The organism is Marinobacter excellens LAMA 842 (genome assembly GCF_001574445.1).
In the GTDB taxonomy this organism is placed as follows: domain Bacteria; phylum Pseudomonadota; class Gammaproteobacteria; order Pseudomonadales; family Oleiphilaceae; genus Marinobacter; species Marinobacter shengliensis.
Genome location: NZ_LOCO01000020.1, coordinates 1 through 22,978, shown reverse-complemented (window position 1 = coordinate 22,978; position 22,978 = coordinate 1). Strand labels below are relative to the sequence as shown.

The window sequence follows — 22,978 nt, the reverse complement described above, 5'->3', positions numbered from 1 at the left end:
GGGTCTTTGATGAATTTAAGCGGTATCTCTCTACTGGCCAGAACAACGGTCGCCTTTGCTATCGGACTCGTTCTGGCAGCGGGCACCGCCCATGCCGACAGCATCCAGCGCATTGTGCACCCGGATGGCCGGGTGGAATTCACCAACGTGAAAAGCCCAAACCAGCCCCGCGCCTCCACACGCAACCAGACGGTGTACCGCTACACCGATGAGCACGGCGTGGTAGCCTACAGCAGTCAACGCCCCGGTACGGAAGACGTTGAAGTTATCCGTTTCCATTGCTACGCCTGCGATCCGGGCTCCAAGGTGGATTGGTACAGAACCCCCCTGTTCCTGACCCCATTCCGGGATGAAATACTGACAGCCGCTCAAGAGTTTGATGTCGACCCGGCCCTGGTTCGGGCGGTTATCCATGCCGAATCTGCGTTCAACCCGAAGGCTGTGTCGCCAGTCGGCGCCCAGGGCCTGATGCAGTTGATGCCCGGCACCGCAGATGAACTGGGCGTGAGAGACCCATTTGCCATTGAAGACAATATACGTGGCGGGGTCGATTACCTCGCCCGCATGCTCAAGCGTTTCAATGGTGATATCCGCCTGGCGACTGCCGCCTACAACGCCGGCCCCGGCGCCGTCGGCCGCTTCAATGGCATTCCCCCCTACGCGGAAACCAAGGCCTACGTTGAACGGGTAGGTATTCTGCACCAGCGCTACGCCAGCAACTGATGGGCACGGTGATCAAGCGCCCTGACATCAAGGGCGACATTGTTCATGTGGCAAGTGACCCCCATGGCAACATTCTGGTGATCGATGACCGTAAGCATCGGATTCTGAGCTTCGATTCGGTGTTTGAGCAAAGCAAGATCCTGCGGACAGCCCCCAATGTTCCCGTGCATGAATACAACCGAGCCATGCTGCTGCCAATCGCTTTTGCCTCACCCAGCCGGGTAACCGTTCTGGGCCTTGGTGGTGGTGTACTCACACACGGCCTGTTCACGCTGCTGCCGGACAGCACCATTGAGGTATATGAACTCAGGCGAAAGGTTGCGGAGATTGCAAAGGAGTGGTTTGCACTGCCCGAATCAGAACGGCTAAGGGTGCATATTGCCGATGCCCGTCTGGCCGTCGACCAGCTACCCGTAGCCAGCACGGATATGATTCTGACAGACCTGTACAGTGCTGACCGTATGAGCCCGGCGCAAAGCCAGCGGCAGTTTATAAAAGCCTGCAGCAGGGCATTATCCTCTACCGGCTGGTTGGTTCTTAACTACCACCGAATGCCGGAGCCGGACGGCAATCTGCTGCGGGAACTCACGCGGCAGTTTCCCCTGCTGCTGGTGTTCAAAAGCCGGACCAACAACTGGGTGATCTACGGGCGCAAACAGGATTTTGACCCCTGGTCCCTGGACAAGCTCCGATTGAATGTACTGGAAGAGCGCCTGCCCATTGGCTGGCGCAAACTGATCAAGAAGCTGAGCCGGCTGGTGCCGGCCGTTACCCCAAGCGAGCCATGAAGCTCTCCCGTATTATCAGTAACCAGAACGGTGTCAGTCGTCGCCAGGCCAATCAACTTCTGGCTTCTGGCCGGGTGAGCGTGGACGGCCAGAGGTGCCAGGACGGCGCAGAAGAGGTTTCCCGGTTTCAGGAAGTCAGAATTGACCAGAACATCATCCAGCAAGCCGAACCCGCTTATTACCTGATGCTCCACAAACCCGCCGGTTACCTGAGCGCCACCAAGGATGACCAACACCCCACGGTTATGGAACTGATTGCACCGAACATACGAGAGCACCTGCACATCGGCGGCCGCCTGGACCGGGCCAGCACCGGGCTTCTGATTCTGAGCAGTGACGGGCTATGGTCCCGCCGGCTCACCGAGCCTGACATCAAACTACCGAAAACGTACCGGGTCACAACCGCGTCACCCATCAGCCCGGAAACGGCCACGCGCTTTGCCGAGGGAATCTGGTTTGAGTACGAACAGTTGACAACCTCCCCCGCCCAGTTGGAGCAACTGAATGACTGTGAGGCTCGGGTAACCATCTTTGAAGGGCGATATCACCAGGTAAAGCGCATGTTCCACGCAGTCGGCAATCGGATCACATCACTGCACAGGGAAAGCATGGGCAGTCTGGCACTGGACCCGGAACTTCCTGTTGGTGGGTATCGTCACCTCAGCGGTGACGAAATCAGCTCCGTCGGCGGACGGAGCTGATCAAAACATCAAGCGCGGCTGAGGAACTTACGCTCTTCCACATTCACCTTGATGCGATCGCCGGTAGAGATGTGCTCAGGCACCTGAACCACCAGGCCGGTAGTCAGGCGAGCCGGCTTGGTGCGGGCTGTCGCGGAACCGCCCTTGATGGATGGGTCGGTTTCTTCGATAGTCAGCTCAACCGTAGGCGGCAGGTCAATGGCGACCGGAGTCTCGCTGACCAGAATCGCCATCACGCCCTGGGTATCCTCGGTGATGAACAACAGCTCGTCTTCAATGGCGCTTTTGTTCAGCATGTACTGGGTGAAGTCTTCGTTATCCATGAACACGTACTCGTCGCCATCGGCGTAGGAGAACATAACCGGACGACGCACCAGATCCGCCAGATTCAGCATGTCAGAGTCTTTAAAGGTCTCGTCCAGCTTCTGGTTAGTCACCACATCGTACATGCGCATACGGTACAAGCTGCCGCCAGCACGGCCCTGAGGTACCGAGCGCTCGATATCCTTCACAAAATAGACGCGGCCGTCATACTCAACGGCCTGGTTCTTCTTGATCTCACTCGCTTTAGGCATAACATCCGGTTCCGATAAAAAAGGTTTTCTGTGGCGCTGATATACCATGACTGGAATCAATAAGCGATAGTCTCTCAGCCATTTGCCTTTGAAAGCTCGTCTCGCGTTCTCAGCCGCCCTTCCCGGCGAATCTCGGCTTTCTCGTAACGACGAATCTGGTCTTTGGTTTCCGGAATCACCGGTGGCACTTCAACAGGCCGGTCATTCTTGTCCAGGGCCACAAAGGTAAAAAAAGCGGAGAGGATGTGGCGGGTTTCGCCGGTATAACTGTTCTCTGCCTCCACACGGGCACCGATCTCCATAGACGAGCCCCAGCTACGGTTCAGCGACAGATTAAATAACAGCGTGTCGTTCCCCTTGGCAGGTGCCCGGAAGTGGATCGAATCCACCGCAGCAGTCACACAAACATGGGCCGAGTGGCGCTCTGCCACCACCAGTGCCAGACGATCACACTTGGCCATGATCATGCCGCCAAACACCGTGTTGTGTGAGTTCATATCATTGGGGAAAACCTTGTAAACATGCTTGTCGATGGCGGATGCCGCCACCGGCTTGCCCGGTTTTTCAGACATTTCACTCAACCCCCTCTCGTGTTTACCCACAAACTCTGCGAGACCTCTTCTGGCCTGGCTGTTCAGATTCAAACCTGCCAGCCAGTTCCAGAAAAAGGTGAGCTCGGGTTAACCCATCAGATCAAAGTGAGCAGCATCCTGCTCGAAGCAACGGTCCAGCAGCGCCAGGTAATCCGCCTTCACTTTCAGCTTGGTTTGCTTGTGGGCGTTCAGGTTAAGCTGCTTCATCTGGGACGCAACCGCTACGGCTCGCTCCATCAGTTGTTCAGGAGCCACCACCTCATCCAGGAAACCAGCCGCAACGGCGCCTTCCGGGTTAAAGATCTCGGCATTCACCACCGAACGGTAGAAATACGGCGCCGGCATACGGTGGCGGGCGATCTCGATACCAGCGTGGTGCATGGTCATACCAATGGCCACTTCGTTCAGGCCCAGCTTGAAACCGCCCTCTACGCCAATGCGGTAATCCACAGACAACAGGATAAACGCGCCCTTGGCGATAGCATGGCCACTGCACGCACCAATCACCGGCAGCGGGAACGCGGCCAGGCGACGGGTCAAGGTTGAGCCCACCTTCACCAGCGCCATCGCTTCTTTCGGGCCCTTCTGCATTTCTTTCAGGTCGTAGCCGCCTGAAAACATGCCAGGCTGACCTGTCAGAATCACAATAGCCTTATCCTGCTCGGCCTGGTCCAGAGCGGCATTCAGCCCAGCAAACACATCGTGGCTCAGGGCATTGGCTTTGCCGTTATTCAGGCTGATGGTGGCAATGCCGTCGTTCAGTTCGTAGCTTACGAGTTCAGTCACCTGTGCGTCCTCATTTACTGCGTTTTATTAAAGTGAGTGTTTGTTAACAACAGAATCCCAAGATTGTGGGCGATCTGCGGCATCAGGTAAAGACCTGATCATCCCCATGCTACCGCCCCGCACCAACAGTCATGGCCGGACAATACTGCCCTGCGGCACCAGGCAATTCATCATGGAGATAGAGACATCCCGGAACATCGCCTCGGAGGTCACCCGGTCCGGGAAGTTATCGTACACAGCGCGGCGGCACGTAGACGTTCGGGATTGCGCTCGCTTTTCGCAGTCCTGGATGGCGTCACTGCCCGCAGGCTCTCCCACCGCCTGTGCGCACAACGCGGGAATCTGGGTGATCGCCCAGTCCACCACCTCACTGCTTTTGGCAGGACTGGTCTGAAGATTGGCAAAGCGTGCGGGATCGGTCGGATCAGAGGATTCCTGGGTCTGGCCCCAGAACACATAGACGAGGGCAACAGACACCATGGCAACCGTAACAATGGGGAACTTCATTAACACTTTCCGTTTATGGGGCGACAACGCCGGGTAATAGGCATGCACGCAGCCTACCCCAAGCGGCCTCGTCATGCATCACCCAAGGTTACGCACAGAATCTGTGGATAACTTTGTGCGTAGGCCAAGGATACCTCGCCTGAGCCCAATAAGCCCGGGGGCTTTGGCAATGTGACCGCAAAATGAACGGGTCAAACTTTATCCATCGACGAGTAGCTTCCTTCCAGGCGCCAATGCCCTATACTGCGACATATCCCATGCTCGCGAATCCATCCACCGAAGACTTCACCCCGAGTAGCCAAGGCTGGAGGTACGGTCGTGAAAAACAAATCTGAAGAACCGGCCACCGACAGCTCGGTTTACAAAACCCTGCTGGAATCTACCAGGGCCATTCCCTGGAAGATCGACTGGAAAACCATGAAGTTCGCCTACATTGGCCCTCAGATTGAGGCGTTACTTGGTTGGACACCGGAAAGCTGGCAGAGCGTGGAAGATTGGGCCACCCGCATGCACCCGGATGATCAGGGCTGGGTCGTGGATTTCTGTGTCGCTCAATCCAAGTCCGGCATCGATCACGAAGCTGACTATCGGGCACTGCACAAAGACGGTCACTACGTCTGGATTAGGGATGTGGTGCATGTTTCCCGAGATGACCATGGAGAGGTCGAGGCGCTGATCGGTTTCATGTTCGACATCAGTGAGCGCAAAAAAACCGAAGAGAAAGTCGTGGCTCTGCAGAAAAAGCTTGAGGAATATTCTTTTCAGGATGGCCTCACCGGCGTAGCGAATCGCCGAATGTTTGATTCATTCCTGGATGAGACCTGGCATAATGCCGTGAGAAACCAGCAGCCGCTCTCGGTGCTCCTTTTGGATATCGATAACTTCAAGCAATACAACGATCTTCATGGACACTTGCAAGGTGATGAGTGCCTAAAACGCATAGCCAAAGTACTCATGGGTGCAGCAACGCGTTCAAAGGACTTTGTTGCCCGTTTTGGTGGCGAAGAGTTTGTCATCGTTCTGCCGGAAACCAACCCTGAAGCAGCACTGAAAATTGCCGAACGGTGCCACCAACATCTGCTACGAGAACAGATTGCCCATGGTGGCAATAGCGCAAGCCAGCTGGTCACGCTGAGCATCGGCGTTGGCACAATCACACCAGCGAGAAATGATTCACTCACTGACTTTCTGGGGCTTGTGGATCAGCGCCTGTACGAGGCGAAACACCAAGGCAGGAACCGCATCGTGGCAGCCTGAGGCCACCACTCCACCAAGGGAGGAGTCAGTGTCTAATTCCGTGTAACACCGGGATACGCCTTCCTCGCCTCTGGCCGCCGGAGGCTTGCGAAGGCGTCAATCTCCCACGGCCGCATGGCCATCAGCAAGCTGACTCCGAAACGCTGTTCTAATGGCAGAGCCAGGTCTTCCTCATGGCAATGACGAAACTCAAGGGCCAGACGTTTCAGTTTCTGTTGCACAGATTCGTTCGATTGGGGCGACAGCATACCGCTTACAAACAGCCGTATCTCACCCGGCTGATGGAATCGACATTTCAGGAAATCCTGCTGAACTTCCGTTTCAAAAAACCGCTGGATTGGCCCCCGGGGTTGCCAGGCGAAGTCGTGGCTGACCAGTAACTTGATTCGGTTACCGGGCAACAGCTCCACCAGCCCCATGCGATCAAGCCGGGCCAGATAGCGGATTAACTCCGGCTCCTCTATCTGATAGTTCTGGAGTATCTCGCCAAACTGCCAGCGGTTCATGGCACACACCGCCACCAGCAACAGGCGCAAGTCAGACACCAGCTCCCGTTCCTGTTCTTCGCTCAGCTGTTCAACCCGGGGCTCGGGGACCAGCTTGCGGACCAGATCGGTGATTTCCATCCCCATCAGCCCGCATATCTGGTCCAGGCGCTTCAAAGAGAACTGGCGGTCTGAAAACAACCGTTTCACACTGGCCTCTGACAGAGCCAGCGCCTGCGCCACATCCTGATAGGTCAGCCCGTGCGCCCTGAGCTGGCGTTTCAATTCACTGACAATCGCGCTAGTTTGCGCCATAACCGTCCCCTTTCTTACCAGCCATCCAGCCAAACGTATCAATATACGATACCTGATGTATAGGGCAGCACTACCTTTATAGAAAACCTCGCCCGCCTTCCCTGGTTCACGCACAGTGAAGCCGTTCCAACAACAACGTCATCAGGAGTTAATCATGGACAGCGAACTCAAAAGCAATTCCGCCGGGTGGGTATTCTTTGTGAAGGTTTCCTTTGCTATCGCACTCTTTGCAGCTGCCGCCGGTGTAGTGTTGGCACCGGTGGATCTGGTGCTCAAGGGCTACATGGCTATCAGCGCCCTGTTTCTGGTCAGCACCACCATCACGCTCTCCAAAACCATCCGCGACGAGCACGAGCACCAGCGCATCGTCAACCGCATCTCCGAGGCACGCACCCATCAACTGCTGAAAGAATACGGGGAGTAACACCATGAGCATCTGGCGCAAATTGGACACCCTGTTCCGGGCATCGGCCCAGGAGCCGGTAGCAAAACTGGTGGATGCCAACGGTATCCAGATATTCGAACAGGAGCTGCGCGATGCCGAACAGGCCATCGCCCGCTCCAAGCGGGAGCTCGCCTGCCTGATGTCGGAAAAAACCCGGCTGGCCAAGGACAACGAACACCTCAGGGCAACCCTCGACAAACGGGAGCATCAGGTAACCGAAGCGCTGAAAAAGAACGAGGAAGAGCTGGCGCTGGAACTGGCCAACCTGATCGCAGAAGATGAACCACTTCTTGAACGTCAGCAACAGCAGCACGACAAACTGCAGCAGCAGGAAAACCGATTGCGCAAACAGCTGCGAGACTCTGGCCGGGCGCTCAAGCATTTCCACAGTGAACTCCGGCTGGCCAGGGCCAACCGCCACGCCGAGCAGGTTAACCGCCAACTCCGCGGACACGCCCGGGGGCTGAGCAGTCATATGGAAGACCTCAACCAGTCCGTATCCCGCATTCAGGCAAGACAGGCCGAAGCGGAAGATATCGAGGCGGCGTTGACAGAGCTGGACCGGGAACAGGAGAACGACTCCCTGGATTCGAAACTGAAAGCAGCTGGCATCAGCAACGGACAGAGCAGTGGCGAACAGGTCCTTGCCAGGATTCGTTCGCGGTCATCCGCAGACTGCAGCGAATAGCGCACATCACCCAAGCTAGATGCAGCTATAAGCAAGAGTCTATTACCTCTGCTTATAGCTGACCTCCAAGAGAGATTCGAGGCCACTGCTTTGCCCGCCAAAGGACCCTTCGCGGAAGGCGCAGATTAAAACTGGGAAACCCCGAAAAAGGCTGCTATTTTCATAGATAATCGCCTGCTCCCCGGCCGATGGCTTATTCGCGGGCAACTCCCGGAGCCTAGAGATGAAACGATACCTGACCATGCTGCTGGTATCGCTGTTTACATGGATTGAGGCAGTCACCGCAGATGATACACAACACCTGAGCATAGCGGTTGGTGACTGGCCGCCGTATTTTGATCAGGAGGCATCCGATCAGGGGATTGTCGCCCAATTGCTGCGGGATGTGTTTGCCGAGGAAGGCTTTACGGTCTCCTACCACTTCCTCCCCTGGAAACGAGCCTACTATGAGGCTGCAACGGGTAAACACGATGCCACAGCGGTGTGGATGCATGCGGAAGAACGTGAGCAGGACTTCACGTTCAGCGATCCGGTCCTTAAAGAGAGATTTGTGGTTTTTCACCTCAAAAGCCAGCCAATCAGTTGGTCCACGGTGGAAGACCTGTCTGACCTCAGGCTCGGGGGCAGTATTGGCTACAGTTACGGTTCGGCTTTTGATCAAGCCGTAGAGGATGATTTACTCAATATTGAATGGGTAGCCAGTACCGTGCTGAATTTCCGCAGGCTCTTGTTCGACCGCATCGATGCGTTCCCCGAAGAGATCAACGTGGGCTATCACATTCTGCGCCGTGAACTTGACCCTGAGGAATCCAGCCGTATCACCCACCACCCCCGCTCCCTTCTCGAGAACGAAAGTTTCGTTTTATTCCCAAAAACACGACCAGACACCCCGCAACTGGCAAAACGCTTCAATCAAAGACTTCAGGCCTTCCGGGATGATGGCCGCTATGACCGTTACTTCAAGAATCCCCAATACAGCATGCAGCTGAGACAAGATCAGTAATGCACTCAGAACCGGCTCCTCCCCCGCAGCAACACCTGTAAGGCATCAATGCTGTCATCCCCATCCAGGGGAAACGCCAGATCAAAGTGCAGCATTCGCTGTACTTCAACCCTGCTGGATGCCAGCCTCAGGCCAACCCCTATATCCCTCAGCACACCGCCGTCCGGCCCGTTACTCTGACCGTCAGCAAACCAGGCGCGGCCAGCATCAACAAACACCACCCCGCCCATCCGAAACAACTTGAATGGATGCCAGTCGGGGAAGTACCGGCGCTCGAGTGTCCACAAAACCCTGCGGTCCCCTTGCTGATATTCGCTGGGATAGCCACGCAGCCCGTTTTCACCTCCGATCAACAGTTGTTGGTCGGCGGTCAGGTTGCGAGCAGCGGTAAAGGCAAGACTCGTGTACCAGCCGGTCCAGCGAACCGATCCACCGTGAAAGTACTCCAGGCTGAGGGTGCCCAGGAGATTCTCCACGCGGTCTTCGTCAAGCCGATACGTGCCACTCTGCTCCAGACCATAGCTGGCGTAGTTGGTTTCCGTCGCCAGCAAGGAGTCCTGAAAACTCATGTTCAGGACGATCCGGTCTTCCGTGGCCCCCAACCCGGTGCCTGAATAGCCAAATTCCGTGCGCCACACAAAACCATCCCGAACGTCTTCGACCCGCTGTAAACGAGTCAGATTGGTCATCTCGCGAAAGCGGTTCTGGCGGTAATCAAAACCAATCCATGGATAGCTCAGGGTTCGATCATCCGGCAACACATCCAGAGCCGGCTGGTCGGGCAATGACTGAAACCCGAACGCCTCGTAGCGATACCCCGCCAACAACCGAAGTTGCCGCTCATTGCGTTCGGCCAGGCGCCAGCCGCCGTCAATACTGAAATATTCGCGGATGCGGCGATAATCGGCAATGGCTTGCGCCCCCACGTAACGGGACTCCTCCCGGACATCGTCCACGCCAGCCACGCCAAAGCGCCAGTTGGTGCGCTCGCTGAAAAACGGCCGTTCCAGATAGGCGCTCCGCCCCCGCCCGTCACTGCGGTCATCGTAGGAAAAGCCCGCCTGCCAATGAGAGCCGGCAACATTGGGATCGTCCACAAACACACTGGTTTCGGAGCGGTCCGGGTCCTTGGTGTAGGAAATACCCAGGCTCTTGCCCGAGCCCAGAAAGTTGGGGTCGGAGATACCGGCATTGGTGGTATTGTCACCACCGGACCTTGTAATACCCAAGGTCGGAAGCAGCGTCCAGGTATCCCGGGCCAGAACACTCACCTCTACCTCGTCGCCACAAAGGCGGGTAACCCCCACCCAGGCCGCTGTCAGATATTCCCGCTGCCGCAAGACCCGCTCGGACTCTTCCAGCAACCCGGGGTTGTAGGTGTCGCCCTCAACAAACACCAACTGGGAACGAAGGGCCGACTCCCAGGTCGGTGTGTTGAGAGTATTGAGGGCTCGATACAGGAAATTGTCCTGATCCGGATCAGTGGTATCGAAAATGGGGCGCTGAATAACCCGAATACTGCCAATTGTGGCACCGGGAGGAATGACCAGATCACTCTGCCGCGCCAATTGATCTCGAGGCTTGTCCAGATCAATCATCGCCGGCTGAACATTGCTGACAACACACGGCTCTTCGGTAGGTTCTGCCCCCAACACAGCCCCTGACAGAACCATGCCGGACACCAACAGACTGTTCCGGCACACCATCGCTGTCTTTCCACCCGATCGAACTGTCATATTCCGCCAATGAAGCCGCCAACCTGGCGCAAATTAATAAAAGGTTTCATCCAAGGCTATGACAGGATAGAACAACAATCACTAAAAGAGGCCAGACCATGATTGGTTTTCCCATCGCCCTGATCTTTGCCAACGGCTTCGAGTGGTATGCCCACAAATACATTCTGCATGGCACGCCCCGGCCGGGGCAGCCTCGCCACAGCCCGATTCCCAAGTCCATGAAGAGCCACTGGCAGCACCACAAAATCGTGCGCACCACCGATTATCAGGATGACGGTTACGCGGAAGGCCTGAGCAACTGGCGCACGCGGGATGAAGTTGTGTCTCTGCTTAAGCTCACGGCGATCACATCGCTGGCCATGCCGGTAGCGCCGTTTTTCACCCTGGGCACCTACTATGCTGCTGCTCGTTATTTCTACGTGCACCGGCGCTCACACCTTGAGCCTGAGTGGGGCAAAAAAGCGATTCCCTGGCACTACGACCATCACATGAACACTAACCAGGATGCCAACTGGTGCGTCACCCGCCCCTGGTTCGACTACATCATGGGCACCCGGGTAATTGCCAATCAAGACGATGCCGAGACCAACCCGCTGGGCCTGCGTCTGCCTAAAGCCATTGAAAAGCCCCTGAACCAGGCCTGTCGCAGACTCTTACCGAAAAGCTTTGAAAGGCTCAATCAAGGACAGCTGGCCTGAATGCCCCGGGCCAAGCTACGGATGTCATCGTACTCCCAGACCACAACCACGGGGCGGGCGCCTTTGCCATTATCGGATTCCATGAGGTCATTCACCATCGCCTCGGCAACCGTCTCGGCCTCAATGGCCCGATACTTTTGTAGCGGGCCAATCAAGGCGCGGTTGGCTAACGGCATAACCGCCATGCCGATGGCTTCGCCGGTACGATGCTCCTTTCGGTCTCCCAGCAACAGGCTTGGGTGATAAATGGAAAGGTAATCAAACCCAAGCCCCCGCACCGCATCCTCCAGCTCACCTTTCACCCGGCTGTAGAAAACCGTAGACCGGGAGGAGGCACCAATGGCAGACATCAGGATAAGCCTGTTCACGCCCCCCGCCTTGGCCAATTTGGCCGCCCTGTATGCGTACTCGTAATCCACCTTACGGAATGCTTCCTGCGAGCCCGCCTTCTTGATGGTGGTGCCCAGACAGCAGACCAGGGCATCAACCTTGAAGATATCAGCGCGGGACTCCAGCGCCTCAAAGTCGACCACATGCTCCACCAGCTTCGGGCTATCAATACCCAGCGAACGGCGCACCGGCACCACCACGGATGTTACCCCGGAGCGCTTCAGCAACTTTTCGACCACCAGGCGACCGGTCAGGCCTGTGGCTCCCAATACCAGAACGTTCATGACACACCCCTGAAAATTGATTAGGCTCACCGTAACACCAGAATCCACTATGTGCAGTTAAATGGAAACCCATGCTGAAAATCTCCAATGCCGTTGAACTGGCAGACTGGGAAATTGAGATCACTCAGATACGCGCGCAAGGCGCTGGCGGGCAAAACGTCAACAAGGTGGCATCCGCCGTTCACCTGCGGTTCGACATCCTTAACTCCAGCCTGCCACCGTTTTACAAGGAACGGCTGATGGCGTTGTCAGATCAGCGCATCAGCAAAGACGGCATCATCGTGATCAAAGCCCAGTCTTTCCGGACTCTTGAACTAAACAAGGAGGATGCCCTGGAGCGACTGAAAGAGCTCATTCAGGAAGCGGTAAAGCAACAAAAGGCCCGGCGCCCAACCAAGCCTACCAAGGGGTCGCAAAGGCGGCGAGTGGACAGTAAAACGAAAAAGGGCAAAACCAAGGCACTCAGGGGAAAAGTTCAGCTTTGACGGTCTGTTTTACCCACAACATCTGTGGATAACTTTGTTAGGAACGAAAGGATAGGCAGTGCAAACCCTTTAACCACAAGGGCTGGTGGAATGCGTAGGTTATTTGATCAACCGGTTCATCCGCCCGCTTTAAGTGATCAATTTATCCACAGCACAGCAACGGAAGAGCGATGGCATTGCCCTACTTTCTTGGCTGCCCTCAATGGCAAGATCCGAACTGGAACAACCAACTGCCCCCCGGCGGCACCCCCCTGGAGCGATACGCCCGGATATTCAACACCGTTGAGGGCAACACCACCTTTTACGCCAGCCCCAGCCGTGAACAGTGCCGGCTATGGCGGCAGCAAGTTCCGGACAACTTTCGATTTCTGTTCAAACTTCCAAGAACCATCACCCACGAACGCTTCCTGAACGGCGCTGGCGATGAACTGGACGCCTTTCTGTCGCTGATTGAGCCGCTGAACGGTGTGCTTGGCCCCATGTTGCTGCAGCTACCCGCAGGCTTCGGCCCGGAGAGGTTGGACCAACTCTGGCGTTTTCTGGACACAGCACCAGACTATCTGGACTGGACGGTGGAAGTCCGGCACCCGGCGTTCTTCGCCAAAGGTGAGGAGGAGCGGGCCCTGAATCAGGGTTTGCGGGCCCGCAAGCTCGCCCGGGTGGCACTGGATAGCCGGGCGCTGTTCTCGGCAACTCCCGACTGCGAATCAACCGTCGATGCCCAGCGCAAGAAGCCCAGGGTTCCGGTGCACATCCTCCCCAGCAACGCACCGCCGGTGATTCGCTACATCGGGCATCCAGACCTGGAGGCCAACCGGGCGTTTCTTGCACCTTGGGTGCAGCGAGTCGCAGCCTGGATCAAAGACGGAATTCAGCCCTATGTCTTCATGCACATGCCCGACAACGGCCACGCAGTGGCACTGGCCTCACTCTGGACGGAGCTTCTGCGGGAAAAGCTTCCGGAGCTGGAGCCTCTGCCAGTACACGTTGCAACGCCGCAAATCGGGCTGTTCTGACCAAACGCCGACTACGCAGCTACCGCAGTGTCCAGAGCCGGCTCACCAAGGGGTGGCTCATCCGCCAGCAGCACATCCCGGAACGAGAGGTAATAAGCACCGGTAAGCACTGCCCCCCAAACTATGGCCGCAAGAATCATCGCCACCACCCAGAAACTCATTGATGCCGTTGACGCACTGATCGTGAACAGGGGGAAGAAAAAGAGCTGGCTCAGCGCCATCACATTCACGGCGAAGAAAATCAGCACGAACAGGTTCTTGAAACTCGCCCGAAAACTGTGACTAATCGCCGCAAAGACGCCTTCACGAGCAATCACGATCAACGGCACGACATAGCAGAAGAGCGCAGCGAACAGGGTCACAGCCGCCACCACCGAGAGGAACACGAACAGGGCACGCAACATGAAGTTTTGGGTTCCCAAGCCGAAACTCATGGCGTCACCGTAGTAGCCGGTGCCGAAAAGCGCACGCTCAAGATCTGCTGTACCCACAATCCAGTAACCCACCAATGCCATAGCCAAGGCGACCAAAGCCATCATCAGCAACATAAGCACAAGGTGAACGATACTGTGCCCCCCAAACGCAGCAAACAAACTGGTGAATCGAGGACGCCCTTCAGCTGCAGAGTGAAAAACGGCGATCATCCCGGCGTTCAGTACCAGTGTCAGAACCGCGATCGCAGAAACGATCAGAACCATCGTAATAAGACTGCCTCGAAACATCAGCTCGAACGAAACCAGCTGAATCAGCACTGGCGCAACAATCACCAGCAGGTATGCCGGCAGAATCACGCCCCAGTTGTCACGGAGCAGTTTTATAGACCCTGAAATCCAGTTCAGTGGCGGCCCCGCTTTTACTTTGCGCGGTGAAACAGAAACGGGTTGGTAGGAATTACTTTCATCGTGAGTTTGCACAGCAGGAAGTCCTTAATTTGCTTTCCAGAAATGATGACCAGCAAGCTGATCTGTCCAAGGCCCGGCACCCTAACAGATCATGTCCTTGATCTGTGTCCAATATCGCCCCGTGCACGCGTGAGACATTGTCCATTCCCGCCGTCTGCATGTATGGGTAGTTAAATATTCCGGGTTGACGTGCTGCAGCCAACAACAGGACACTGAAGTCCGCTCATATAACTGATTACAAACGCGATGAACCAAAGCAGCTCCAATTGGAGCCGCCTCACTCTGGAGGATACTGATGACTGACGAAGACACCCTGACGGCATTGAAAACCGCGTTCACCTTCATGCCCCAGCCGGTCGAGATCAACCGCTACGAATACGGCGACGACGCCGACCGCATTCTGGCGCAGGTGAACTTCGTCCGGGAGGTACTGGTCAGTCACGGCATTGACCCGGAGGAAGTGGCCGGCGAGATTAATCCGGACACTTCCCCCAACTCCTGTTACTGAACGCGTTATGCCAAGGCTGTTTTTCGGGCTTGAGATTCCCGAGGCCATCAAGACGAGCCTCCTGCAAGTCAAAACACAAGTGGCGGGAGCCCGTTGGCAAAGCCGCGGGCAACTGCACCTGACCCTGGCCTTCCTCGGCCAGGTGGAAGAGCAGAAGGTGGCCCTGGCCTGTGACCTAGCCAGGGGAGTTACCCAATCGCCCTTTGAGCTTAATGTGCAGGGGCTGGGGTGTTTCGGTTCTCCGGAAAAACCCAAGATCCTCTGGGCGGGCGTATCTCCGGAGAATGAACTCAGAGAGCTCCAGAAAAATCTGGCAACCGCGTTGACCGACAACGGGTTCACACTCGAAAACCCGAGCTTCAAACCGCATATCACGCTTAGCCGTTTTCGACATCCGGCGGGTTCGGTGGCCTCGCTGTTTGAAAGCCACCAAGGCACCCTGTTTGGATTGATGCCGGTTCAAGACTTCGTACTTTATAAGAGCACACCTGGGCCGGGAGGCTCCGTTTATACCGTTACTGAGCGGTTTACCTTGCAACCCTGATACTGCTTTCAGCGTCGGGGCTTTACCAGAAACCAGCTTGCCACAACCAACGTCCCAAACAGGGTATAGACCAGAATAAAAACCCAGTCCGGCGCGTTGTAGTACAGAATGGTTTCCAGCCAGTGCTGAATGAACGAGCCCTCATAACCACCCTGCCCGGCCTTTGCACGCAATTCCATTTCCCAGATCGTCAGCGGGCACAGCACGCCAAGCCAGGCCTGAAGCACGACAATACCAATAACCACAAGATGGCTCAGCCGGAACCAGAGATTTCGAACCCAATTCCACTGGCGAAAGTAACCGACCAGGGTAGCCACCAGACCAAAGATGACAAACACAACCAACAGGGTGTGAAACACTAGCAACAAGTCTGCAAGTATCTGAAACCACTGAGCGTTCATAAACACCTCCCTCAGCACCGAACCCGCCCCACAAACCGCGACAACCGGCAGAAGATTTCTCTAGAATAACCTTCTAAATACCATGACATGAGAACCCCATGCCGCTGGACGCTTTTGACCGTGTTTTACCCGGTGCCCGCAAAGCCAACAAACGCCATATACTTCGCTGCGCGCTGACCTGCTTTCTTGAGCACGGCCTTGAATCCACCACCATTGATATCATCCGCCAGCGTTCCGGGGCCAGTGTTGGCACCCTGTACCACCATTTTCACAACAAAGAGGGCCTGGCCGCAGCGCTGTTTTTCACGGCCCTGGACGATCACAGGGCAAACGTATGGCCAGAGATAGAAGCCGCAGGTACCACTCGACAGGTTATTGAAGCGCTGGTTACCCGTTATATGGACTGGGTTACCAACGAACCGGAACTCGCTCGCTTCATGTTTCTGGCGCGGGCCAGTGTGGCAGCAGGCCCCTACCGAGAGGAACTGACGCAAAGGAACCGTGAGCAATACAGTGTGATTCACCGTTGGCTGGCCGAGGGTCAAAGCCAGGGCGACATTCGATCTCTGCCACGGGAAACCTATGCCTCCCTACTTCTTGGGCAGGCTGAGAACTACTGTCGGGCCTGGCTGGCCGGGCGCGTACCAACGCCGCCGTCGGAACACGCCATGCTCTTTGCAGAGGCCGCCTGGAGAGTTCTTTCAAAAAGCTAGAATATTATTCTAGAAATAAATTCCAAATATTGGCACTATCTCCTGACCGCCCTTTTCTAGCGCAGGAGAATGCATTATGAATGTTGTCAGCCTCTACAACCGGCTTAGCCGTCTGCCCATGGGCAAAACCCTGTTCAGTCGTGCGGTCTGCCAGACCGCGCCGTACTTCTCCAGCATCTCACCAACGGTAGAGACTCTAGCCCCGGGCCGCTGCGTGGTCACCATGAAAAAACGCCGAAAGGTCACCAATCACCTGAAAACCGTTCATGCGATTGCCATGTGCAACATGGCGGAACTGGCCGGCGGGTTGCTCACCGACGCCTCAGTTCCCAAGGGGGCACGCTGGATTCCCTCTGGCATGACCGTCAAATATCTCAAGAAGGCCAAAACGGACCTCACCGCTACCGCTGATGGCTCCAGCCTCGACTGGTCTGAGGAGGGGACTGTCAGGGTGCCTGTCTCTGTGACGGATACCTCTGGCCAGGAGGTGTTTCATGCCCTGATCGATATGAACATCAAACATACCCGCTAACCGGCGCACCGCACAGGAGGAACCCGCCATGGGGGAGCTTTTCGAATTTGGCAAACAGATCCTGGCCCAACAACCGTTCAGCGTACTATTGGGCACAGAGTTGAAAGCATTTGAGCCTGGCAAAGCGGAACTGAGCCTGATCGTGAAAGAAGAGCTCAAGCAACAGCACGGTTTTGTCCACGGCGGAGTGGTCAGCTACCTCGCTGATAATGCACTGACCTATGCCGGAGGTTCGGTTTTGGGGGATTCAGTCACCTCCGAATACAAGATCAACTACCTTCGCCCTGCTATTGGGGAACGATTAATCGCCAGGGCTCGGGTACTCTCCTCTGGCAAGCGCCAGGCTGTGTGCCAGTGCGAGATCGTCGCAACGGACAACGGCGAAGAGAGGATGGTCGCCGTGGCTCAAGGTACCATTACCAGGGTGGCGAGCTGACGCCCGGCGTATCTATACTCCTAGTTGACTAATAGGTCGCCATGAACAATTCATTAGAATGTCAGCGGGGAAACTGCAATGGGAAGTTCAAAACTGGTCGGTGTCGTGTTATTGGTGGTAGGCGTTGTCCTGCTCTACTTTGGCTATCAGTCCAGCCAGGCTGTTGGCAATCAGGTTACCGAAGCGCTGACCGGTCGCTTCACGGATGAAACCATGTGGTATCTGATCGGTGGTGCAGCAGCAACCGCAGCGGGCGTGTTTCTGACGTTTGTGAAAAAATAGCGAGATTCCCGACTGGGAACGCCGCTCCTGACTCCCCACCGGCATTGTCGCCAGCAGTGCCGAGCAACCTAGTGTGTATTACCTAATTCCCTTCAATAGACTTTCGACGCCTGCTTACCGAGCCAATCCAAGAACAACACCGCTTCCGTGAGCGCAGTAACCCATGGAAATCTATTGATACAACGGAGTGTTGTTCTATGCGCACTATTGCACGAAAGAAAACCCTTACCCTTCTGTTCTCCCTCGTTCTGATCGCCGCCTGTACCGCAACCATCAAGCCCGAGTGGACCGCCCTGTATAACCACAAAGCCAACGTGGAAGCTGATCGCCTGACCTGGCTGGAAGATCTTTCGGTCAACAGCTACGGTGATGTCATGGTCGCAGGCACGACCATTCGCACCGGTCTGGCTAATCGAGCTCAGGATATTCTGCTTGTCCGTTACTCCGATAACGGCCAACGGCTCTGGGCGGTCGATTTCGATCTGGCCACCGGTGACTACCGCAGTGACGACAGCGCCCTTGCCATGGTTATTGATGGCCAGGACAACGTGTACATCCTCGCCAATCAGTTCAAGGTTCTCGATGAAAATACGTCGTCCGCTGGTGCCTGGCTGATCAGTGCTGATGCGAATGGCAACGAACGCTGGCGCTATAAGCTCAGTGACAGCAGCGAAATGCGCGCGTTGAGTCTCAGCAATGACAAGCTTTACGTAACCGGGCCCAACACCCAGGTATTCAATCTGGAAGGCACGCCTCTTCTAGGCGTCGAGCATCCGGAGCATACCGCGCACTCGGTAACCGCCAGTGCCAACGGTAATTTCGTCGTTGCCAGCGGCCAGGCTGTCAGCCTGTTCAACGCAAACGGAGAGCAAGTTTGGCAGCAAACCGGTGTAACCGGTGAGTACCCGGCCGGCGAAGTCATCTTCACCATGAACGGCGACATCGTGGCGACCAACCTGCTGGCAGACAACGGCGGCGCCCGCATTTCCCGCTACACGCCGGCCGGCGACAAGCTGTGGACCAGAACCTTCGGCGCGGCTTACAAGAGTTACGGCTTGCCCGGGCCAGCCCTGGTGTTCGAGGACTATCGTGGCGACCTGCTGCTGACGTCTTCCAACTCTGATGGTCACCGTATCGTTAAACTCGACAGTGCCGGCAGGACCGTCTGGAATAAAACATCGCGCAACGGGATCATTAAAGATGCCGCCTTGAAAGGGTCTGACCTGTTTGTGGTTGGCGGTGGTTTCAACGCCAAGTACGAAAGCGACGGCAGCCGCGTGGCGGAATCAAAAGTAGACCGTAGCGTGCAGATTACCACCGGCAGCGTTGCCATTGATGGCAACAAGCTTTACGCCGGCTATAGTGCAGAGAACAATGGCAGCTTTGCACTCCACCTGTCACAGTACCTGGACCGGTAAAAATTGCAGGGACTGATTAGCCGACTGCGATGCAGCCGGCTATTACAGCCCCTCAAGATACCGCAGCCCGGAAAGCTGGGCCATTTGCCGTTGAATCCAGTCGACCCGTTCCTGCACATAGGCCGACGGAGAGTTCACACTCAGAACCTTCGGGTTTGGTAAAACAGCGGCCAGGCGTGCAGCCTGGGCCTGGGAAAGATAACGTGCCGGCTTGCCGAAATAGGCCTGGCTGGCCGCTTCCACACCGTAGATGCCCGGGCCGAATTCCGCGATATTCAGATACACCTCAAGCACTCTGCGCTTGGGCCAGAGGCCGTCGATGGTCACGGCCAGGCCCGCTTCAATGGCCTTGCGGGCAAAGCTGCGCCCGTTCCAGAGAAACAGATTCTTGGCAGTTTGCTGGGTGATTGTGCTCGCGCCCCGCAGCCCCTCCCCCGCCTTGTACTCCGACACAGCCTTGCGGATAGCATCCACATCCACGCCACGATGATGGGGGAACCGTTGATCTTCACTGGCCACCACTGCCAGCGGCATCCACGGAGAAATATCCGACAGCGGCACCCACTCATGCCGTAACGGCCGGGGCGGGTTATCGAGTTGATACGCCAGCATAAACGCCGACGTGGGAGGGTTCACAAAGCGGAACAGCAGAATAGCCAGCAACAGCAGTGCGATAACGACACCGAGCGCGATCGCCACCAGACGCAAAGATGTGCGAACAAAAGACCTCTTGGCCATAACCAGAACCTACCCACCGCCATTGGCTGAACACGAACAAACAGGCCGTACATGTTAGCCGACACGACAGGCTTTGGCGGTTACCATCTGGAAAGGCCGCGTTAAGCTCAACAAGCAGCAATAAACCGTCCATAACCCATCTCCCGCCCTAACGCGGGAGCCAGCTGTTCGTCATCCACCGCCAGCTTGCCGTTGATAATCACAGTTTTCACGATACCGGGATTACGGTTAACCAGTCGTTGAAGGTCGAAATTCTCCATGTCACCCCAGTGCACCTGCTCCAAGTTCTGGTTAAATCCTGACGGGTCCAGCACCACCACGTCGGCCCTGTCTCCCTCCCGGATTTTCCCGGCCTCGATGCCAAACCAGTCGGCCTGGTCTCCGGTCAGGCGATGAACGGCCTGCTCCATGGTCATGATCGGGTCGCCTTCCTCAATGGATTCGTGCACCAGCTTCAGCATGCGCAGCGGCAGGTTGTAGAACGCCATATTGCGGATATGAGCGCCGGCGTCGCTGAAGGTAATGAGCGAGCGGGGGTCTTTGACGATCCGCTTGAGCACCTGTTTCCGATGGTTACCCACGGTGGTGTACCAGCGAATTTTCTTACCGAACTCCACGACCAGGTCCAGGAACAGGTCCACCACGTGCACACCCCGGGCTTTGGCCACTTCCTCGAAGTTCTTGCCGATCAGGGATTGGTCCGGGCAGTCGATGATCATGGCGTCACCAAAGTCTCGCTGCCACACCCTCGGGCTTAGTTTTTCGCCATAGAACTTACGGAACTTACGCCGGTACGCTTCGTCTTTCAGGAGCTGGTTGCGCTCAACCGCGTCTTTCAGGTCCAGGGCCATTTCGCCGGCACCGAATTCCTCAAAAAACACCACATCGATGCCGTCTGCATACACCGTGAACGGCGTGGGCAGCACCTGCCAGCGGAAATCCCCCCGTAACGCATTGGTAAACACAGAGGTTAGCCGGGTCAGGTTGGTGAGGTAGGCACTGCCTTTAAGATCCATTTGACTGATCAGTGTGGTCTTCAGGGGACGGCGCAACCAGCCCAGGCATTCGCGCACGTACTGCAGAATCTGTAGCGGCGTGGCGGCATTCGGAGCGCCCTGATGCACCCGGTTATACTGGCGCACCAGCTTGTTCAGGCGCGCCACCTCTTTCCATTTGGCGTAGGTGCTGGGCAGGCTCTTGGACCATTCCCGGTCGCCATCCACCTTGTCCCATTTCAGGCACATGGTGGAGAGCCCCAGGAAGCCTTCATCCAGGGCCTCTTTGAGTAACCTTTCCATGGTTTGCATTTCTTCTTCGGTGGGCTGAATCGCCAGGTCAGTGGCCCGGCTGAGTCCCATCACCCCTACCCGCAGGTCACTGTGCCCCAGAAAACTGATCACGTTTGGCCCCAACGGCACCTGTTTGACATGTTCCACCCATTGTTTGGGGGTAGACCAGGTTTTGTGTTCCTTCAGAATCGGCAGCACCCGTTCCCGGGGCACGGTTTCCACCCGGGTGAAAATGTCGGAAGCGTCCTCATACTCACTGCAGATCATGCTCAGGGAACAGCTGCCCACCAGCACGGTGGTTACACCATGGCGCACGGATTCAGACAAGCTGGGGCTTACGAGAAGCTCGGCATCATAATGAGTGTGGGTATCCAGAAACCCCGGCGTCACCCATTTGCCCGAGGCATCAATCACGCGATCCGCCTCAGCATGATCGACGGCCTCATCAGTGACCCTGGCAACTCGGCCATCCTTGATCGCCAGATTGCGGATGGAAGACGGGGCGCCGGTGCCATCGAAATAGCGGCCACCTTCAATAATGAAGTCGTAGTGAGCCATAGCGGTGTTCCCTTTCACTGGTGTTGTTATTATCAGGGCATTGGCCAGAATCAAATGCGATGCAGTGTCTGGCCTGAGACTAATCAGGATAGCTCAAGCGCGGACGATTATCGCCGCAAAACAGGTCTCAGAGTATCAACGTCAACCCGCCGGTAAACAGCGCGAGCAGAATCGACAACCCTATCAGCGTCTTCCAGGGGAATGGCGGTGGTGTTGGCTCAACGGCCAACTGTTGCTCCAGGTACGTTCTCAGTAATGCGGTGTTACGGGTATTGGCTTTGTAGATGGCATCGAAAGCATCCCCCACCACCGGTAACAAACCACCCACAAAATCGATAATCATATTGCGCCGCATGCGTCGCTTTACGGATTTGCTTGCGCCAACCCGATGCGCTTCGATCAGGACATAACTCGACAACACCAAGCCTACGAAGTCTCCCACCACCGGCACCAGCCCAATCACGGCTTCGACGCCAAACTTGAAGCGGGTAAAGGGAATGCCAATGCTGCTGTCCATCAAACGGCTGAACCTATCCAGCCGCTTCAACGTAGCCCGCTGCTGGGCTTCAGTGGGTTGCTTCGCCATGCTCACTCCAAACGCCGTTCTGCGGATAACGCCCCATTACTTCGCCATCAATCCAACATAGGCTGCGGTGAAGGCGGTTTCCTGGAAGGCTTTCAAACCGGTCGCGTCAAAATGAATGGGCAGCGGGTTGGCGGCCAGCGTAGATTTGATCAGAGCAGGAGGCAGCAACCTGACATCCAGATCCGGGTCGGCAATCAGCTGTATCGTCGCCTCCAGTTTGAAGCTGATGGCTCCGCCGGCAAACTTGCCTTTGGGCATGCGCTCCTTGATCGCGACACGGGTTACCTCGTGCTCTGCCATCAGTTCCGCGAACGCCGCCTGGAACTGCTTCAGGTCTTCGCGGGTGTGGTTTTTAACCAGCGATAGCTTGCGCACCTTGCATTCCGGCAAGCTGATCAGCCCCCGATCCAGTTTCAGCAAACACAGCACTGCGTCGCTCGCGGTAAGTTCAACGCCACAAATAATCATAATATTGCTCTCTTTGCTCGCCGCACCTTCAGCCACAGCACTTTTTGAACTTCAAGCCACTACCGCAACTGCACGGGTCGTTACGAGACGGCGTTTTCGTGGTGACGACCGTCGCAACCTTGTTCACA

The 22,978-nt window shown here is 56.2% G+C and carries 31 protein-coding genes; 17 read left to right on the top strand and 14 right to left on the bottom strand.

Annotation, left to right across the window (positions count from 1 at the left end):
- Positions 1–9: 9 nt before the first annotated feature.
- The 3 genes from J122_RS15195 to J122_RS15185 are packed head-to-tail and all read left to right on the top strand — an operon-like array spanning position 10 to position 2,212.
- A complete protein-coding gene (locus tag J122_RS15195; protein WP_058092230.1) occupies positions 10–723 on the top strand; it encodes a lytic transglycosylase domain-containing protein in 714 nt (237 codons plus the stop codon).
- Entirely contained in the window at positions 723–1,511 is a 789-nt protein-coding gene (locus J122_RS15190) for a spermidine synthase (protein WP_061333060.1), read from the top strand. The genes J122_RS15195 and J122_RS15190 overlap by 1 nt, the downstream gene beginning before the upstream one ends.
- Positions 1,508–2,212, top strand: coding sequence for a pseudouridine synthase (locus J122_RS15185; RefSeq protein ID WP_058092191.1), 705 nt, complete (start codon positions 1,508–1,510; stop codon positions 2,210–2,212). Before J122_RS15190 ends, J122_RS15185 begins: the two co-directional genes overlap by 4 nt.
- Positions 2,213–2,220: 8 nt before the next feature.
- On the opposite strand, the gene yeiP is transcribed toward J122_RS15185, so the two are convergent.
- The 4 genes from yeiP to J122_RS15165 all read right to left on the bottom strand — a co-directional run bounded on the left by yeiP (position 2,221) and on the right by J122_RS15165 (position 4,748).
- On the bottom strand, positions 2,221–2,787 hold the full coding sequence (gene yeiP / locus J122_RS15180; protein ID WP_058092192.1) for an elongation factor P-like protein YeiP: 567 nt from the start codon (positions 2,785–2,787) through the stop codon (positions 2,221–2,223).
- A gap of 74 nt (positions 2,788–2,861) precedes the next feature.
- Positions 2,862–3,359 (bottom strand): acyl-CoA thioesterase, encoded by a 498-nt coding sequence (locus tag J122_RS15175; protein WP_058092193.1) that lies wholly within the window; start codon positions 3,357–3,359, stop codon positions 2,862–2,864.
- Positions 3,360–3,467: 108 nt separating this feature from the next.
- A complete protein-coding gene (locus J122_RS15170; RefSeq protein ID WP_061333059.1) occupies positions 3,468–4,166 on the bottom strand; it encodes a crotonase/enoyl-CoA hydratase family protein in 699 nt (232 codons plus the stop codon).
- 129 nt (positions 4,167–4,295) lie between these two features.
- Positions 4,296–4,748, bottom strand: coding sequence for a hypothetical protein (locus J122_RS15165; protein WP_227510233.1), 453 nt, complete (start codon positions 4,746–4,748; stop codon positions 4,296–4,298).
- 243 nt (positions 4,749–4,991) lie between these two features.
- Between J122_RS15165 and J122_RS15160 the strand changes: the two genes are divergently transcribed.
- Positions 4,992–5,930 (top strand): sensor domain-containing diguanylate cyclase, encoded by a 939-nt coding sequence (locus J122_RS15160; protein WP_058092196.1) that lies wholly within the window; start codon positions 4,992–4,994, stop codon positions 5,928–5,930.
- A 32-nt stretch (positions 5,931–5,962) separates the two neighbouring features.
- Here J122_RS15160 and J122_RS15155 read toward each other — a convergent pair whose 3' ends face one another.
- A complete protein-coding gene (locus J122_RS15155) occupies positions 5,963–6,730 on the bottom strand; it encodes a helix-turn-helix domain-containing protein (RefSeq protein WP_061333058.1) in 768 nt (255 codons plus the stop codon).
- Between the two features lie 154 nt (positions 6,731–6,884).
- On the opposite strand from J122_RS15155, the gene J122_RS15150 reads away from it, so the two are divergent.
- The 3 genes from J122_RS15150 (at position 6,885) to J122_RS15140 (ending at position 8,866) form a co-directional block, all read left to right on the top strand.
- The gene (locus tag J122_RS15150; protein WP_058092198.1) at positions 6,885–7,154 is read left to right on the top strand and encodes a YiaA/YiaB family inner membrane protein; all 270 of its coding nucleotides are present in this window, start codon (positions 6,885–6,887) and stop codon (positions 7,152–7,154) included.
- 4 nt (positions 7,155–7,158) lie between these two features.
- Entirely contained in the window at positions 7,159–7,863 is a 705-nt protein-coding gene (locus J122_RS15145; RefSeq protein WP_061333057.1) for a PspA/IM30 family protein, read from the top strand.
- 223 nt (positions 7,864–8,086) lie between these two features.
- A complete protein-coding gene (locus tag J122_RS15140) occupies positions 8,087–8,866 on the top strand; it encodes a substrate-binding periplasmic protein (protein WP_061333056.1) in 780 nt (259 codons plus the stop codon).
- A gap of 5 nt (positions 8,867–8,871) precedes the next feature.
- On the opposite strand, the gene J122_RS15135 is transcribed toward J122_RS15140, so the two are convergent.
- Entirely contained in the window at positions 8,872–10,602 is a 1,731-nt protein-coding gene (locus J122_RS15135; protein ID WP_227510232.1) for a BamA/TamA family outer membrane protein, read from the bottom strand.
- A gap of 98 nt (positions 10,603–10,700) precedes the next feature.
- Between J122_RS15135 and J122_RS15130 the strand changes: the two genes are divergently transcribed.
- Positions 10,701–11,300: a sterol desaturase family protein gene (locus J122_RS15130; protein WP_058092202.1), complete on the top strand. Its 600-nt coding sequence runs from the start codon at positions 10,701–10,703 to the stop codon at positions 11,298–11,300.
- Here J122_RS15130 and J122_RS15125 read toward each other — a convergent pair.
- Positions 11,282–11,974, bottom strand: a complete 693-nt coding sequence (locus tag J122_RS15125) for an NAD(P)H-binding protein (protein ID WP_058092203.1) — start codon at positions 11,972–11,974, stop codon at positions 11,282–11,284. The genes J122_RS15130 and J122_RS15125 overlap by 19 nt on opposite strands.
- Before the next feature lie 71 nt (positions 11,975–12,045).
- Between J122_RS15125 and arfB the strand changes: the two genes are divergently transcribed.
- Positions 12,046–12,459, top strand: a complete 414-nt coding sequence (gene arfB, locus J122_RS15120) for an alternative ribosome rescue aminoacyl-tRNA hydrolase ArfB (RefSeq protein WP_058092204.1) — start codon at positions 12,046–12,048, stop codon at positions 12,457–12,459.
- Between the two features lie 170 nt (positions 12,460–12,629).
- Complete coding sequence (locus J122_RS15115) at positions 12,630–13,475, top strand: DUF72 domain-containing protein (protein ID WP_061333055.1); 846 nt, start codon at positions 12,630–12,632, stop codon at positions 13,473–13,475.
- Positions 13,476–13,486: 11 nt separating this feature from the next.
- On the opposite strand, the gene J122_RS15110 is transcribed toward J122_RS15115, so the two are convergent.
- The gene (locus tag J122_RS15110) at positions 13,487–14,389 is read right to left on the bottom strand and encodes a hypothetical protein (protein ID WP_061333054.1); all 903 of its coding nucleotides are present in this window, start codon (positions 14,387–14,389) and stop codon (positions 13,487–13,489) included.
- Between the two features lie 283 nt (positions 14,390–14,672).
- Here J122_RS15110 and J122_RS15105 point away from each other — a divergent pair, with 283 nt between their 5' ends.
- Both J122_RS15105 and thpR read left to right on the top strand, forming a co-directional pair.
- Positions 14,673–14,885, top strand: coding sequence for a hypothetical protein (locus J122_RS15105; RefSeq protein ID WP_061333053.1), 213 nt, complete (start codon positions 14,673–14,675; stop codon positions 14,883–14,885).
- Between the two features lie 7 nt (positions 14,886–14,892).
- A complete protein-coding gene (gene thpR, locus J122_RS15100; RefSeq protein WP_061333052.1) occupies positions 14,893–15,429 on the top strand; it encodes an RNA 2',3'-cyclic phosphodiesterase in 537 nt (178 codons plus the stop codon).
- 8 nt (positions 15,430–15,437) lie between these two features.
- Here the strand turns inward: thpR and J122_RS15095 are convergent, their stop codons facing one another.
- Positions 15,438–15,830: a DUF2784 domain-containing protein gene (locus J122_RS15095; RefSeq protein ID WP_061333051.1), complete on the bottom strand. Its 393-nt coding sequence runs from the start codon at positions 15,828–15,830 to the stop codon at positions 15,438–15,440.
- A 98-nt stretch (positions 15,831–15,928) separates the two neighbouring features.
- Here J122_RS15095 and J122_RS15090 point away from each other — a divergent pair, with 98 nt between their 5' ends.
- The 5 genes from J122_RS15090 (at position 15,929) to J122_RS15070 (ending at position 19,211) form a co-directional block, all read left to right on the top strand.
- The gene (locus J122_RS15090) at positions 15,929–16,543 is read left to right on the top strand and encodes a TetR/AcrR family transcriptional regulator (RefSeq protein WP_061333050.1); all 615 of its coding nucleotides are present in this window, start codon (positions 15,929–15,931) and stop codon (positions 16,541–16,543) included.
- Positions 16,544–16,619: 76 nt separating this feature from the next.
- Positions 16,620–17,075 (top strand): hotdog fold domain-containing protein, encoded by a 456-nt coding sequence (locus J122_RS15085; RefSeq protein WP_061333049.1) that lies wholly within the window; start codon positions 16,620–16,622, stop codon positions 17,073–17,075.
- Positions 17,076–17,103: 28 nt separating this feature from the next.
- The gene (locus J122_RS15080) at positions 17,104–17,511 is read left to right on the top strand and encodes a PaaI family thioesterase (protein ID WP_061333048.1); all 408 of its coding nucleotides are present in this window, start codon (positions 17,104–17,106) and stop codon (positions 17,509–17,511) included.
- Between the two features lie 78 nt (positions 17,512–17,589).
- Entirely contained in the window at positions 17,590–17,793 is a 204-nt protein-coding gene (locus J122_RS15075) for a DUF3185 family protein (protein ID WP_061333047.1), read from the top strand.
- 197 nt (positions 17,794–17,990) lie between these two features.
- Positions 17,991–19,211: a PQQ-binding-like beta-propeller repeat protein gene (locus J122_RS15070; protein ID WP_061333046.1), complete on the top strand. Its 1,221-nt coding sequence runs from the start codon at positions 17,991–17,993 to the stop codon at positions 19,209–19,211.
- A 42-nt stretch (positions 19,212–19,253) separates the two neighbouring features.
- Here J122_RS15070 and mtgA read toward each other — a convergent pair whose 3' ends face one another.
- From mtgA to J122_RS21230, 5 genes are all read right to left on the bottom strand, one after another.
- Positions 19,254–19,949 carry a monofunctional biosynthetic peptidoglycan transglycosylase gene (gene mtgA / locus J122_RS15065; protein WP_061333045.1) on the bottom strand — a complete coding sequence of 232 codons (696 nt, stop codon included), beginning with the start codon at positions 19,947–19,949 and terminating at the stop codon, positions 19,254–19,256.
- Positions 19,950–20,056: 107 nt separating this feature from the next.
- Positions 20,057–21,796, bottom strand: coding sequence for an N-acyl-D-amino-acid deacylase family protein (locus J122_RS15060; protein WP_058092215.1), 1,740 nt, complete (start codon positions 21,794–21,796; stop codon positions 20,057–20,059).
- 127 nt (positions 21,797–21,923) lie between these two features.
- Complete coding sequence (locus J122_RS15055; protein ID WP_058092216.1) at positions 21,924–22,382, bottom strand: DUF4112 domain-containing protein; 459 nt, start codon at positions 22,380–22,382, stop codon at positions 21,924–21,926.
- 36 nt (positions 22,383–22,418) lie between these two features.
- On the bottom strand, positions 22,419–22,850 hold the full coding sequence (locus J122_RS15050; RefSeq protein ID WP_061333044.1) for a DUF3010 family protein: 432 nt from the start codon (positions 22,848–22,850) through the stop codon (positions 22,419–22,421).
- Positions 22,851–22,878: 28 nt separating this feature from the next.
- Positions 22,879–22,977, bottom strand: coding sequence for an SEC-C metal-binding domain-containing protein (locus tag J122_RS21230; RefSeq protein ID WP_082780610.1), 99 nt, complete (start codon positions 22,975–22,977; stop codon positions 22,879–22,881).
- Position 22,978: the final 1 nt, after the last annotated feature.